At 70.4% G+C, this 13,274-nt stretch carries 10 protein-coding genes; 7 read left to right on the top strand and 3 right to left on the bottom strand.

Going from position 1 to position 13,274, the window contains the following annotated elements; translation table 11 throughout:
• Positions 1-11 precede the first annotated feature (11 nt).
• Positions 12-992 carry an ATP-binding protein gene (locus ACZ7DE_RS26840; RefSeq protein ID WP_470765439.1) on the top strand — a complete coding sequence of 327 codons (981 nt, stop codon included), beginning with the start codon at positions 12-14 and terminating at the stop codon, positions 990-992.
• 43 nt (positions 993-1,035) lie between these two features.
• Here the strand turns inward: ACZ7DE_RS26840 and ACZ7DE_RS26835 are convergent, their stop codons facing one another.
• On the bottom strand, positions 1,036-2,313 hold the full coding sequence (locus tag ACZ7DE_RS26835) for a polysaccharide deacetylase family protein (RefSeq protein WP_470765437.1): 1,278 nt from the start codon (positions 2,311-2,313) through the stop codon (positions 1,036-1,038).
• Between the two features lie 336 nt (positions 2,314-2,649).
• On the opposite strand from ACZ7DE_RS26835, the gene ACZ7DE_RS26830 reads away from it, so the two are divergent.
• The 6 genes from ACZ7DE_RS26830 to ACZ7DE_RS26805 all read left to right on the top strand — a co-directional run bounded on the left by ACZ7DE_RS26830 (position 2,650) and on the right by ACZ7DE_RS26805 (position 11,269).
• Positions 2,650-5,406 carry a SulP family inorganic anion transporter gene (locus tag ACZ7DE_RS26830; RefSeq protein ID WP_470765436.1) on the top strand — a complete coding sequence of 919 codons (2,757 nt, stop codon included), beginning with the start codon at positions 2,650-2,652 and terminating at the stop codon, positions 5,404-5,406.
• Between the two features lie 398 nt (positions 5,407-5,804).
• Positions 5,805-7,763: an acetate--CoA ligase gene (gene acs / locus ACZ7DE_RS26825; RefSeq protein ID WP_470765434.1), complete on the top strand. Its 1,959-nt coding sequence runs from the start codon at positions 5,805-5,807 to the stop codon at positions 7,761-7,763.
• Positions 7,764-7,999: 236 nt separating this feature from the next.
• On the top strand, positions 8,000-9,460 hold the full coding sequence (nhaA, locus tag ACZ7DE_RS26820) for a Na+/H+ antiporter NhaA (RefSeq protein WP_470765432.1): 1,461 nt from the start codon (positions 8,000-8,002) through the stop codon (positions 9,458-9,460).
• A 60-nt stretch (positions 9,461-9,520) separates the two neighbouring features.
• Positions 9,521-10,009: a phage holin family protein gene (locus tag ACZ7DE_RS26815; protein WP_470765430.1), complete on the top strand. Its 489-nt coding sequence runs from the start codon at positions 9,521-9,523 to the stop codon at positions 10,007-10,009.
• Complete coding sequence (locus tag ACZ7DE_RS26810) at positions 10,006-10,959, top strand: alpha/beta fold hydrolase (protein WP_470765428.1); 954 nt, start codon at positions 10,006-10,008, stop codon at positions 10,957-10,959. The genes ACZ7DE_RS26815 and ACZ7DE_RS26810 overlap by 4 nt, the downstream gene beginning before the upstream one ends.
• Before the next feature lie 127 nt (positions 10,960-11,086).
• Complete coding sequence (locus tag ACZ7DE_RS26805; protein ID WP_470765426.1) at positions 11,087-11,269, top strand: hypothetical protein; 183 nt, start codon at positions 11,087-11,089, stop codon at positions 11,267-11,269.
• 34 nt (positions 11,270-11,303) lie between these two features.
• Here ACZ7DE_RS26805 and ACZ7DE_RS26800 read toward each other — a convergent pair whose 3' ends face one another.
• On the bottom strand, positions 11,304-12,503 hold the full coding sequence (locus ACZ7DE_RS26800) for a MarP family serine protease (protein WP_470765424.1): 1,200 nt from the start codon (positions 12,501-12,503) through the stop codon (positions 11,304-11,306).
• Positions 12,504-12,516: 13 nt separating this feature from the next.
• Positions 12,517-13,212, bottom strand: coding sequence for an NUDIX hydrolase (locus ACZ7DE_RS26795; protein ID WP_470765422.1), 696 nt, complete (start codon positions 13,210-13,212; stop codon positions 12,517-12,519).
• Positions 13,213-13,274 lie beyond the last annotated feature (62 nt).

Here is a 13,274-nt window from a genome sequence, read left to right as displayed (position 1 = left end):
GCTTGGTGAACGTGAAAATTGCTTTCGTCGGGAAGGGCGGCAGCGGCAAGACCACCCTGTCCTCCCTGTTCATCCGCCACCTCGCAGCAGCCGGCGCGCCCGTGATCGCGGTCGACGCGGACATCAACCAGCACCTGGGCCCTGCCCTCGGCCTCGACGAGGCGGAGGCCGCGCAACTACCCGCGATGGGCGCTCGGCTGTCGTTGATCAAGGACTACCTGCGCGGCTCCAACCCACGCGTCCCCTCCGCCGAGACGATGATCAAGACGACGCCGCCCGGCGAGGGCTCCCGTCTGCTGCGGGTGCGCGAGGACAACCCGCTGTACGACGCCTGCGCCCGACCGGTGGAACTCGACGGTGGGGCCGTCCGTTTGATGGTCACGGGCCCCTTCACGGACGCCGACCTGGGGGTCTCCTGCTACCACTCCAAGACGGGAGCGGTGGAGCTGTGCCTGAACCACCTGGTGGACGGGCGCGACGAGTACGTCGTGGTCGACATGACCGCCGGCTCGGACTCCTTCGCCTCCGGCATGTTCACCCGCTTCGACATGACGTTCCTCGTCGCCGAGCCGACCCGGAAGGGGGTCTCCGTCTATCGCCAGTACAAGGAGTACGCCCGCGACTTCGGCGTCGAGCTGAAGGTCGTCGGCAACAAGGTGCAGGGCCAGGACGACCTCGACTTCCTCCGCGCCGAGGTCGGCGACGACCTGCTCGTGACGGTCGGGCACTCGGACTGGGTGCGTGCCATGGAGAAGGGCCGGCCACCCCGGTTCGAGCTCCTGGAGAACGTCAACCGTCACGCCCTGCACCTGATGCGGACGACCGTCGACTCGGCGTACCACGGGCGCGACTGGGAGCGCTACACGCGGCAGATGGTGCACTTCCACCTGAAGAACGCCGAGTCCTGGGGCAACGAACGGACCGGAGCCGACCTGGCGGCGCAGGTCGACCCCGGGTTCGTCCTCGGGGAGGGCGTCACGGCCTCCGTGTGACAGCCGAGCCGCCACCGGCGTGCGCATCCATCGCCGCGCCCCGCTACTGCCGGACCGCCGGCGCCCCGGGCACACCCTTCGGGGCCGGGGCCGGAGCACTGGAGAGGAAGGACGTCCAGCCCTGTCTCGGGGCCTCGCCGACGTCCAGGGTGCGCAGTCTGGCCAGGACGTTCGGATCCTGGGCGTCCAGCCAGTCCGCCAGCTGCCGGAACGACACGCAGCGGACGTCGGGCTTGTTGCAGACGCGCTCGACGACCTCCTCGACGGCGCGCATGTACGTACCGCCGTTCCAGGACTCGAAGTGGTTGCCGATGATCAGCGGCGCGCGGTTGCCGTCATAGGCCCGATAGAAGCCCTTGAGCAGGCCGTCACGCATCTGATCGCCCCAGAAGGCGAACTTGCGGGGGTTCCCCTGGGTCGTGGTCCCGGACTGGTTGACCATGAAGTTGTAGTCCATGGTGAGCTGCTCGTAGCGGTGGCCGGGGAAGGGCACGAGTTGCATCGACAGGTCCCACAGGCCCTGCTTCCTGGCCGGCCAGACCTGGTTGTTGACACCGCTGGTGTCGTAGCGGAAGCCCAGCTCGCGGGCGGCCTCCATGAAGTTCTTCTGTCCCTCGAGGCAGGGGGTGCGGGCCCCGACGAGCTCCCTGTCGTAGTCGAACGGCAGCGGGGCCGCCTTCGTCATGCCCGTGTTGGTCTTCCAGGTCTTCACGAACTGCTTGGCCTGGGCGATCTCGTCCTTCCACTCCTCGACCGACCACGCGCCCACCCCGCGCTTCCCGCAGAAGTGGCCGTTGAAGTGGGTGCCGATCTCGTTGCCCTCCAGCCACGCCAGGCGCAGCTGCTTCACGGTGGCGGCGATGCCGCGCTCGTCGTTGAAGCCGATGTCGGAGCGGCCCCGCGAGTGCTGCGGCGGTCTGTAGAGGTCCGCCTTCTCCTCCGGCAACATGTAGACGCCACTGAGGAAGTACGTCATCGTCGCGTGGTTGGCCTTGGCCACGTCCCGGAAGTGGGAGAACAGCTTCTGACTGTCCTCGCCGGCGCCGTCCCACGAGAAGACCACGAACTGCGGCGGCTTCCGGCCCGGCTCCAGCCGCTCGGGCCGGGGCAGGTGGGGCTGCGCTCCGGTGTAGGCCGTGGAGCCGTCTCCGATCAGGCGGACCACGCTCTTGGGCGCCGGGGCGGGCTTCGCCTTCCGCGCGCCCGAAGCGCCTTTCTCCGGGCCGTGGGAGACATCGGCGCCCGTCGCGCAAGCGGCGAGTGACACGGCGACTGCCGCGGCGACCGCGGTGCCGACGGCGATCCTGTGGGTGGCGGCCATATTCCGCCCACCTTCTTCCTTCTCTCGGCCAACGCCGACGAGGGCGTTCTCTGGTGACGCGCCGGGATGAGCCGGCAGCGCCGCCAAGGTCGCATGGAGACCGAAAAGGAATTAATACGACAAGCCGATAAAAAGGGCACTTCACTCCTGCGAGTGATTAATTGACCTATTTGCCCCAAAAATCCATGCTTGACCTTTACTCTGCATTACGATCTGTTTACCGAGCGTTGATTTCATCCCGCCGCTGCACGCCGTGACCCACGGCCGCGACCGCCCCCGCAACAGCCGGGGGCCCACCTGTTCCGCGACCGCGCTGCCCCGGAGGAGACGGGAAACATGTCCGCCTGCGTCCCCACCCGAACCGACCACCCGACGCACACCGAGCGCGTCCACCCACCCCACAGCCCCCCACCGGCCCCGCGCCGCCGCTTTCGTATCGCGGGCGCCGACGTGTCCGCCGCGATCGCGGTCTTCCTGATCGCACTGCCCCTGTCGCTGGGCATCGCCCTGGCCACCGGCGCGCCCCTCCAGGCCGGCCTCGTCGCCGCCGCCGTGGGCGGGATCGTCGCCGGCCGGGTCGGCGGCTCACCCCTCCAGGTCAGCGGCCCCGCGGCCGGCCTGACCGTCGTCACCGCCGATCTCATCCAGCGCTACGGCTGGCGGACGACATGCGCCATCACCGTCCTCGCCGGGCTCGCCCAACTGGGGCTCGGATGCCTGCGCGTGGCGCGCACCGCACTCGCCGTCAGCCCCGCCATCGTGCACGGCATGCTCGCCGGCATCGGCGTCACCATCGCCGTCGCGCAACTCCACATCGTCCTCGGCGGCAACCCGCAGAGCTCGGTCCTCGACAACCTCCGAGCCCTGCCCGCCCAGTTGGCCCGCGTGCAGCCCGCGGCCGTCGCCATGAGCGCGCTGACGCTCAGCCTGCTGCTGCTCTGGCCGCGCATCCCCGGGCGGGCCGGCCGTGTGCTGCGCAAGGTGCCCGCCGCGCTCGTCGCCGTCACAGGCGCCACCGCGACCGCCGCGTTCGCCGGCCTGACCCTGCCGAAGGTCGACCTGCCGTCATGGAGCAGTCACGCCCTGGCCGGGATGCCCGAGGGGCCGGTGCTCGGGCTCGTCGCCGCCGTCCTCACCACCACGCTGGTGTGCAGTGTGCAGTCACTGCTCGGCGCGGTCGCCGTGGACAAGCTGATCGCCTCGCGCCCCGGCCTGCTCGGCTCCCGCGCCAACCGGGTCGGCCGCTCCGACCTGGACCGCGAGCTGCTCGGCCAGGGCGCGGCCAACATCGTCTCCGGCGCCCTCGGCGGACTGCCGGTGGCAGGCGTGGCCGTGCGCAGTTCGGCGAATGTGCAAGCCGGCGCCGTGAGCCGGAACTCCACGATGCTGCACGGCGTTCTCGTAGTAGTCGCCGCGCTGCTGATGGTCCCGATCCTGGATCTCATCCCGCTCGCCTCACTCGCCGCCCTGGTGATGGCCGTCGGCATCCAGATGGTGTCCCTGCACCACATTCGCACGGTGACCCGCCACCGAGAGGTGCTGGTGTACGCCGTCACCACCCTCGGCGTGGTGTGCCTCGGCGTCCTGGAGGGCGTGACGCTCGGCATCGCCGTCGCCGTGGCCGTCGCCCTCCACCGCCTCGCCCGCACCCGCATCACGCACTACGCGGAGGAAGGAGTCCATCACGTCCACGTACGAGGCCAGTTGACGTTCCTCGCCGTGCCACGACTCAGCCGCACCCTGCATCACGTGCCCCAAGGCACCTGCGCCGTGGTGGAGTTGGACGGCTCCTTCATGGATCACGCGGCATACGAGGCCCTGCAGGACTGGCAGAAGACCCACACCGCGCAGGGCGGCACGGCCGAGCTGACCGGCCGCCGCTCCGGCACGGGACTCGACGCCGCCTTCGACACGGGCATGAGAGCCGAGGACGACTCGGAGATCGAGGGAAGTGAGTCGACCACTCCCCTGGATCTCGATGCCTCCCGATTCTCCCGCCCCTCCCGGTCATCCCTGCCCTCCCGGTCTTCCCGGGCCGACGCCCCGATCGCCGACTGCCGCTGTCGTCCGTGGACGCCCTGGCGCAACCACCAGTGCCAGGTGCCGCGGGAAACGGCAGCGGACCCCCGGCAGCCGAAGGCAGCGGACCCGGCACACACGGTGGACTCACCGAACACGTCAGACACGGTGAGCCCGTCGGATCCGGCAAGGCCGTCAGAGCGGGCGGACACCACCACGGAGCGCTCGGACACGGAGAAGACAGAAGCGGCAGCCGCGTCGGGGCCAACAGTCTCGACGGCGGAACCGGCACCCGCTTCCAAGGTGAGCAAGCAAGATCAGAGAGAGGAGGCGACGGAGTACAAGAAGCCGACGGAGCCCATGGGCGCGACGCAGGCCCTCGAACCTAGTGGACACCAACTGGTGCGTGGCATCAGCGCGTTCCAGCGCAACACCGCGCCGCTGGTACGGGGTGAGCTCGCACGACTGGCCCGGGAGGGCCAGCGGCCCACCCAGCTCTTCCTCACCTGCGCCGACTCACGGCTGGTCACCTCGATGATCACCTCCAGTGGTCCTGGCGACCTGTTCGTGGTGCGCAACGTGGGCAACCTCGTGCCGCCGCACGGCGAGGAGAGCGGGGACGACTCGGTGGCGGCCGCGATCGAGTACGCGGTGGACGTGCTGGAGGTTCGGTCCATCACGGTGTGCGGGCACTCGGGGTGCGGGGCCATGCAGGCTCTGCTCAACGCCGAACCCGGAGACGTCCGGACCCCGCTGCAACGGTGGCTGCGACACGGGCTGCCGAGCCTGGAGCGGTTGGCCGACGACGACCGCCCTCGGGTCCGGCTGGCCGGACGGGCCCCGGCGGACGACGTCGAGCAGCTCTGCCTGACCAACGTGGTCCAGCAGTTGCAGCACCTGCGGTCGCACGAGTCGGTCGCCCGGGCGCTGCGGGCCGGAGCGCTGGAGCTGCACGGTCTGTACTTCCACGTGGGCGAGGCCCAGACGTACCTGCTCACCGAGACGACCGGGGGCGACGGCCTGGGCGACGGCGGAGTGTTCGACCACGTAGGGGTGGTGGACGTGCCCGCCTGAACTCCGCGCCGGTGTGCCGCCCCCGTTGGGGCAGGGGCGGCACACCGGCCGGCCCCGACACCGGTCGGCCCTCGACGCCGGCCCCTCGCCACCGGCCCCCCTGGCACCGGCCAGGCACCGGCCAGGCACCGGCCCCGGCCCCGGCACCGCCCGCACCCGCACCCGCACCCTCGTGACGACGGCGAAGGGATGTGAAAGGCGTTACATCCGCTGAACTCGGCCTGCTCGGCGTCCGTGGGTACGGATGACCACCGGACGACGGCTGACAGGGGCACGGAGCAAGGCCTCACGAGAGGTCTAAACCAATCCTTCGTCGGCTCTTGTCACCGGACCCCCGGGTCTGATGAGCTGTGGCCTGGGACACAACGGACACGGACACCCTTCGAAAGGGAGATGTCGTGAGCAACGAGAGCCTGGCCAACCTGCTCAAGGAAGAGCGCAGGTTCGAGCCGCCCGCCGACCTGGCGGCCGACGCCAACGTCACGGCGGAGGCGTACGAACAGGCCAAGGCTGACAGGCTCGGCTTCTGGGCCGAGCAGGCCCGTCGGCTGACCTGGGCCAAGGAGCCGACGGAGACGCTGGACTGGTCGAACCCGCCGTTCGCGAAGTGGTTCAAGGACGGCGAACTCAACGTCGCCTACAACTGCGTCGACCGCCATGTGGAGGCCGGACACGGCGACCGGGTCGCCATCCACTTCGAGGGCGAGCCGGGCGACAGCCGCGCCCTCACCTACGCCGAGCTCAAGGACGAGGTGTCGAAAGCGGCCAACGCGCTGCTGGAGCTGGGCGTTCAGAGGGGCGACCGGGTCGCGGTCTACATGCCGATGATCCCCGAGACGGCGGTCGCGATGCTGGCCTGCGCCCGGATCGGCGCCGCGCACTCCGTGGTCTTCGGCGGCTTCTCGGCGGACGCGCTGGCCACCCGCATCCAGGACGCGGACGCCAAGGTCGTCATCACGTCCGACGGCGGCTACCGGCGCGGCAAGCCGTCCGCGCTGAAGCCGGCCGTCGACGACGCGGTCGCGCGCGTGGACAGCGTCCGGCACGTGCTGGTCGTCCGGCGCACCGGTCAGGACGTCGCCTGGACCGAGGGCCGAGACGTGTGGTGGCACGAGGTGGTGGAGCGTCAGTCGGCCGAGCACACGCCCGAGGCGTTCGAGGCCGAGCACCCGCTGTTCATCCTCTACACCTCCGGCACCACGGGTAAGCCGAAGGGCATCCTGCACACCTCCGGCGGCTACCTCACGCAGACGGCGTACACGCACCACGCGGTCTTCGACCTCAAGCCGGAGACCGACGTCTACTGGTGCACCGCCGACGTCGGCTGGGTCACCGGGCACTCGTACATCGTGTACGGGCCGCTGGCGAACGGCGCGACGCAGGTCATGTACGAGGGCACGCCCGACACCCCGCACCAGGGCCGCTTCTGGGAGATCGTGCAGAAGTACGGGGTCACGATCCTGTACACGGCGCCGACCGCCATCCGCACGTTCATGAAGTGGGGCGACGACATCCCCGCGAAGTTCGACCTCAGCAGCCTGCGCGTGCTGGGCTCGGTCGGCGAGCCGATCAATCCCGAGGCCTGGATCTGGTACCGCAAGCACATCGGAGCCGACCGGACGCCCATCGTCGACACCTGGTGGCAGACCGAGACCGGCGCGATGATGATCTCGCCGCTGCCCGGCGTGACGGCGACCAAGCCGGGGTCCGCGCAGACTCCCCTGCCGGGCATCAGCGCGACCGTCGTCGACGACGAGGCGAACGAGGTGCCCGACGGCGGCGGCGGCTACCTGGTGCTGACCGAGCCGTGGCCGTCGATGCTGCGCACCATCTGGGGCGACGACCAGCGCTTCCTCGACACGTACTGGGCGCGCTTCGAGGGCAAGTACTTCGCCGGCGACGGCGCGAAGAAGGACGACGACGGCGACATCTGGCTCCTCGGCCGCGTCGACGACGTCATGCTCGTGTCGGGCCACAACATCTCCACCACCGAGGTCGAGTCGGCGCTGGTGTCCCACCCGTCCGTCGCCGAGGCGGCCGTCGTGGGCGCCGCGGACGAGACGACCGGGCAGGCCATCGTCGCCTTCGTCATCCTGCGCGGCACGGCCAACGCCGAGGACGAGCAGCTCGTCGCCGACCTGCGCAACCACGTCGGGGCCACGCTCGGCCCGATCGCCAAGCCGAAGCGGATCCTGCCGGTCGCCGAGCTGCCGAAGACGCGCTCCGGCAAGATCATGCGGCGGCTGTTGCGCGACGTCGCGGAGAACCGTCAGCTGGGTGACGTCACGACCCTGACCGACTCCACGGTCATGGACCTCATCCAGGCGAAGCTGCCGGCGTCCCCGAGCGAGGACTGACCCCGCGCCCCGGCCGGAAGGGCGCCCCGCGTGAAGCGGCGGGGCGCCCTTTTTGCGCCTAACGTGAAGTTCTGCCGGATACTGCACGAGGCGCCCCGCGTCGCATCTTAGGTAAGCTAAACAAAACAACGCGGCTCAACAAACAACGCGGCTCAACAAAACAACGTGACTCTCAAGGTGCGCCGGGAAGTCTGGTCGGCAAGTCGTTCCGCCCTGCCCACGACCGGAGGCCCACCGTGACCGCGCCCCGCACCCCAATCCCCCGCAAGGTCCTCGGACGGCTCTCCCTGCCCGAGCGGAACTTCGTCGCGGACGCGCTGCGCACCGAGACCGTCGGCGGAGTACTGCTGCTCGTCGCCGCCGTCGCCGCGCTGATCTGGGCGAACGTACCGGCGCTGCAGGCCGGCTACGAGAGCGTGAGCCACTACCACCTGGGCCCCGGCGCCCTCGGACTGCACCTGTCCGTCGCCCACTGGGCGGCCGACGGACTGCTCGCCGTCTTCTTCTTCGTCGCCGGCATCGAACTCAAGCGCGAACTCGTCGCCGGTGACCTCAAGGACCCCAGGGCAGCCGCGCTGCCCGTCGTGGCCGCACTGTGCGGGATGGTGGCGCCGGCGCTCGTCTACACGCTCACCAACGTCACCGGCGGCGGCTCACTGGCGGGTTGGGCGGTGCCCACAGCCACCGACATCGCGTTCGCGCTCGCAGTGCTCGCCGTCATCGGCACGTCCCTGCCGAGCGCCCTGCGCGCCTTCCTGCTCACTCTCGCCGTCGTCGACGACCTGTTCGCCATCCTGATCATCGCGGTCTTCTTCACGAGCACCATCGACTTCGCGGCGCTGGGCGGCGCGGCCGCCGGGCTCTTCGTGTTCTGGCTGCTGCTGCGCAAGAACGTGCACGGCTGGTACGTCTACGTACCGCTCGCGCTGGTCATCTGGGGACTGATGTACAACAGCGGCGTCCACGCCACGATCGCCGGCGTGGCGATGGGCCTCATGCTGCGCTGCACGAGGCGCGAGGGCGAGGGGCACTCCCCCGGCGAGCGGATCGAACACCTCGTCCGCCCCCTCTCCGCCGGCCTCGCGGTCCCGCTGTTCGCCCTGTTCAGCGCAGGTGTGACGATCTCGGGCGGCGCCCTCGCCGACGTGTTCGCCGAGCCGGAGACCCTGGGCGTCGTCCTCGGTCTCGTCGTCGGCAAGACGATCGGCATCTTCGGCGGCACCTGGCTGACCGTCCGCTTCACCCGAGCGTCCCTCAGCGACGATCTCGCCTGGGCGGACGTCTTCGCCGTGGCGTCCCTCGCCGGCATCGGCTTCACCGTGTCACTGCTGATCGGGGAGCTCGCCTTCGACGGCGACGCGACCCTCACCAACGAGATCAAGGCCGCCGTCCTGCTGGGCTCGCTGATCGCGGCCGTCCTGGCGACGGTCCTGCTGAAACTGCGCAACGCCAAGTACCGCCGGATGTGGGAGGCCGAGGAGCGCGACGACGACCTCGACGGCATCCCGGACGTGTACGAGCAGGACGACCCGGCGTACCACCTGCGCATGGCGGAGATCTACGACGGGAAGGCCGCCGAGCACCGCCGGATCGCCGAGGAGATCACCCGACGGCTCGCCCGGGAGGACGAGGCAGAGCGCCAGGGGCTTGCCGAAGTGCCGGGCGGGGCAGGCGAGGACGGCGGCCGTCCGGCATGATCTGACGGGACGGTACAAAAGAGTTCGGAAAACACAGAGCAGCAGAAGAGGGAGAACGCGATGAGCGCACCCGACGGCAGCCCGGTCGGCGCCGAACGCAGCATCGGCCAGCTGTTCGCCTCGGCGACGACCGAGTTGTCGGCGCTGGTGCATGACGAGATCGCCCTGGCGAAGGCCCAGCTGAAACAGGACGTCAAGCGGGGCGCGGTGAGCGGCGGGGCGTTCTCGGTGGCCGGCGCGGTCCTGGTGTTCTCCCTGCCGATGCTGAACTTCGCCCTGGCGTACGGCATCCGGACCTGGAGCGACTGGAACCTCGCGATCTGCTTCCTGCTGTCCTTCGCGGCGAACGTGCTCGTCGCGCTCGCCCTGGTGCTGATCGGCGTGGTCTTCGCGAAGAAGGCGCAGAAGGGCAAGGGCCCGCAGAAGGTCGCCGCGTCCATGAAGGAGTCGGCGGGCGTCCTGCAGAACGCCAAGCCGCACCCGCGGCCCGAGCTCCCGCAGGACCGGGTCCCGGAGGCCATCGAGGCTGTGGCACGCTCGTCGTCATGACGGACCCCGCCAGCACCCCATCGGCCCAGCCCGCTTCAGTCGTACGGCCGGACGCCGTCCTCGGCGTCCCGGTCACCCACCGCGAGGTCGCCGCGAACGGCGCGCGGTTCCACATCGCGGAGCTGGGCGACGGTCCGCTGGTCATGCTCGTCCACGGCTTTCCGCAGTTCTGGTGGACCTGGCGGCACCAGCTGGTGGCCCTGGCCGACGCGGGCTTCCGGGCCGTCGCGATGGATCTGCGGGGCGTGGGCGGCAGCGACCGCACGCCCCGCGGTTACGACCCGGCCAACCTCGCCCTCGACATCACCGGTGTGATCCGCTCCCTGGGCGAGCCGGACGCCGCGCTCGTCGGCCACGACCTGGGCGGCTACCTGGCGTGGACGGCGGCCGTGATGCGCCCCAAGCTGGTGCGCAGACTCGCCGTCTCCTCGATGCCGCATCCCCGGCGCTGGCGTTCGGCGATGCTCGCCGACGTCCGCCAGACCTCCGCCAGTTCCCACATCTGGGGGTTCCAGCGGCCGTGGATACCCGAGCGGCAGCTCACCGCCGACGACGGCGAGCTGGTGGGCCGGCTGATCCGGGACTGGTCCGGGCCGGGACTGCCGGACGACGAGGCGGTGGAGACGTACCGGCGCGCGATGTGCATCCCCTCCACCGCGCACTGCGCCGTCGAGCCGTACCGCTGGCTGGTGCGCTCCCTGGCCCGTCCGGACGGCGTCCAGTTCTACCGGCGCATGAAGCGGCCGGTGCGGGTGCCCACGCTGCACCTGCACGGTTCCCTCGATCCGGTGATGCGCACCCGCAGCGCGGCCGGCTCCGGCGAGTACGTCGAAGCGCCGTACCGCTGGCGGCTGTTCGACGGGCTCGGCCACTTCCCGCACGAGGAGGACCCGGTCGCCTTCTCCACCGAACTGGTCAATTGGCTGAAGGATCCCGAACCAGATCGGTGACGGAATCATCGCGCCCGGTATCCGGATCTGAACGCCTGTACTACGAACGGCCAAATGCCCGCCGCATAGGCCAATTGGCGGCGCAGAGCGCGGTTATCGACCTTGGGGCAGGGGCAGACGTCGGGGTATGGGCTGGACGCACGACTACAGTGATGCAGCACGCACCCGCCGCTCGGCCAGTGGCCTGAGCCCCCACCAACGAGGTGCCGACCCGCAGCTGCCGGGTTCCGATCTCAGGGTGGGCATTCCGCGCATCCTGCGCCGTCGAGCCCGCTGGGTCTCGGTACGCCTGCGTCACCCGCGAGGCTGACCCGCCGAAGGGCCCGGCTCCCTCAGCGGGCCCCTCACAGGGCGCAGCTGTCGCTGTCCACCTGCTGGCCCGCGGTCCGCCCGGCGGCGATGTCCTGGCGGATCTCGTCCGCGGTGAGGGCGTAGCCGGTCTCGGCGTCGTCGAGGGACTTCGCGAAGACCACGCCGTACACCTTGCCGTCGGCGGTGAGCAGCGGGCCTCCGGAGTTGCCCTGACGGACTGTCGCGTACAGCGAGTACACGTCACGACGCACGGTGCCCCGGTGGTAGATGTCCGGGCCGTTGGCGGTGATGCGACCGCGTACCCGCGCGGCACGCACGTCGTACGACCCGTTCTCCGGGAAGCCCGCGACGATCGCGCTGTCGCCGCTCGCCGCGTCGGCGGTGGCGAACCGCAGCGCGGGCGCGTCGAGTTCCGGCACGTCCAGGACGGCGATGTCGCGCTTCCAGTCGTACAGGACGACCGTGGCGTCGTACTTGCGGCCCTCGCCGCCTATCTGGACGGTCGGCTCGTCGACGCCGCCCACGACGTGCGCGTTGGTCATGACACGGCGCTCGCCGAAGACGAAGCCGGTGCCCTCCAGGACCTTGCCGCAGCTCTCCGCGGTGCCCATGACCTTGACGATGGAACGCTGCGCGCGCGTGGCCACCGCACTGTTGGCCAGGGCCGGGTCCGGTGGCTTGACGTCCGTGATCGGCTCGTTCGAGAACGGGCTGAAGACCTGTGGGAAGCCGTTCTGCGCGAGGACGGAGGAGAAGTCGGCGAACCAGGTGTCGGCCTGGTCGGGCAGCGCCCGGGACACTCCCTGGAGCACGTTGGAGCTGCGGACCTCCTTGCCCAGCGTGGGCAGGGTGGTGCCGGCGAGCGCGGACCCGATCAGCCACGCCACCAGCAGCATCGCCACGACGTTGACCAGCGCGCCGCCCGTGGCGTCCAGCGCGCGGGCCGGGGACCAGGTGATGTACCGGCGCAGCTTGTTGCCGAGATGGGTGGTGAGGGCCTGACCGACCGAGGCGCAGACGATCACGACGATCACCGCGACGACCGCGGCCGTGGTGCTCACCTCGGCGTTCTCGGTCAGCGCGTCCCAGGTCACGGGCAGCAGGTAGACGGCGACGAGGCCGCCGCCCAGGAAGCCGATCACCGACAGGATGCCGACGACGAAGCCCTGGCGGTAGCCCACGACCGCGAACCAGACGGCAGCGACCAGCAGCAGGATGTCCAGCACATTCACGGGGATCACCCTGTCATGACCGCCAGTCGAGCGGGACCTGCTTCTCGCGGTCCCACGGGACCTCCCAGCCCGCGAAGTGCAGCAGACGGTCGATGACCCCGGCCGTGAACCCCCACACAAGGGCCGATTCGACCAGAAATGCCGGGCCGCGGTGGCCGCTGGGATGCACGGTCGTGGCCCTGTTGGCCGGATCCGTGAGATCTGCCACGGGGACCGTGAAGACGCGGGCCGTCTCGCCCGGGTCGACGACGCCCACCGGGCTCGGCTCGCGCCACCAGCCCAGGACCGGGGTGACGACGAAACCGCTGACCGGGATGTACAGCTTGGGCAGCGCGCCGAAGAGCTGGACGCCCGACGGGTCGAGGCCGGTCTCCTCCTCGGCCTCGCGCAGAGCGGCCCTGAGGGGGCCGTCGCCGTGCGGGTCGCCGTCCTCCGGGTCCAGGGCGCCGCCCGGGAAGGAGGGCTGGCCGGCGTGGGAGCGCAGGGAGCTCGCCCGCTCCATGAGCAGCAGCTCGGGGCCGCGCTCGCCCTCACCGAACAGGATCAGGACGGCCGACTGGCGCCCACCGCCGTTCTCCGGGGGCAGGAAGCGGCTCAGCTGGCGCGGCTGGACCGTCTCCACCGCGTGCACCACCGGATCCAGCCAGGCGGGCAGGCCCTCCCTGCTCAGCGTCGTCGCACCGCCCTGGGTATCGCTCGCGCGTGTCATCGCCACACCACCCCCCGTTCTGCCGAGTACAACGCCCGGATGCCGACAGATCGTTCCGGGGC

The sequence above is a fragment of the Streptomyces sp. NPDC037083 genome (assembly GCF_055606485.1).
Note: the sequence above shows the minus strand (reverse complement) of the source record. Positions and strands in the feature narration are given on the sequence as shown.

What these genes read in the sequence shown, in the direction of transcription:
- ACZ7DE_RS26835 (WP_470765437.1), bottom strand. Translation starts at nt 2,313, where the DNA reads ATGGCCGCCACCCACAGGATCGCCGTCGGCACCGCGGTCGCCGCGGCA.
- ACZ7DE_RS26830 (WP_470765436.1), top strand. Translation starts at nt 2,650, where the DNA reads ATGTCCGCCTGCGTCCCCACCCGAACCGACCACCCGACGCACACCGAG.
- ACZ7DE_RS26815 (WP_470765430.1), top strand. Translation starts at nt 9,521, where the DNA reads ATGAGCGCACCCGACGGCAGCCCGGTCGGCGCCGAACGCAGCATCGGC.
- ACZ7DE_RS26810 (WP_470765428.1), top strand. Translation starts at nt 10,006, where the DNA reads ATGACGGACCCCGCCAGCACCCCATCGGCCCAGCCCGCTTCAGTCGTA.
- ACZ7DE_RS26805 (WP_470765426.1), top strand. Translation starts at nt 11,087, where the DNA reads ATGGGCTGGACGCACGACTACAGTGATGCAGCACGCACCCGCCGCTCG.
- ACZ7DE_RS26795 (WP_470765422.1), bottom strand. Translation starts at nt 13,212, where the DNA reads ATGACACGCGCGAGCGATACCCAGGGCGGTGCGACGACGCTGAGCAGG.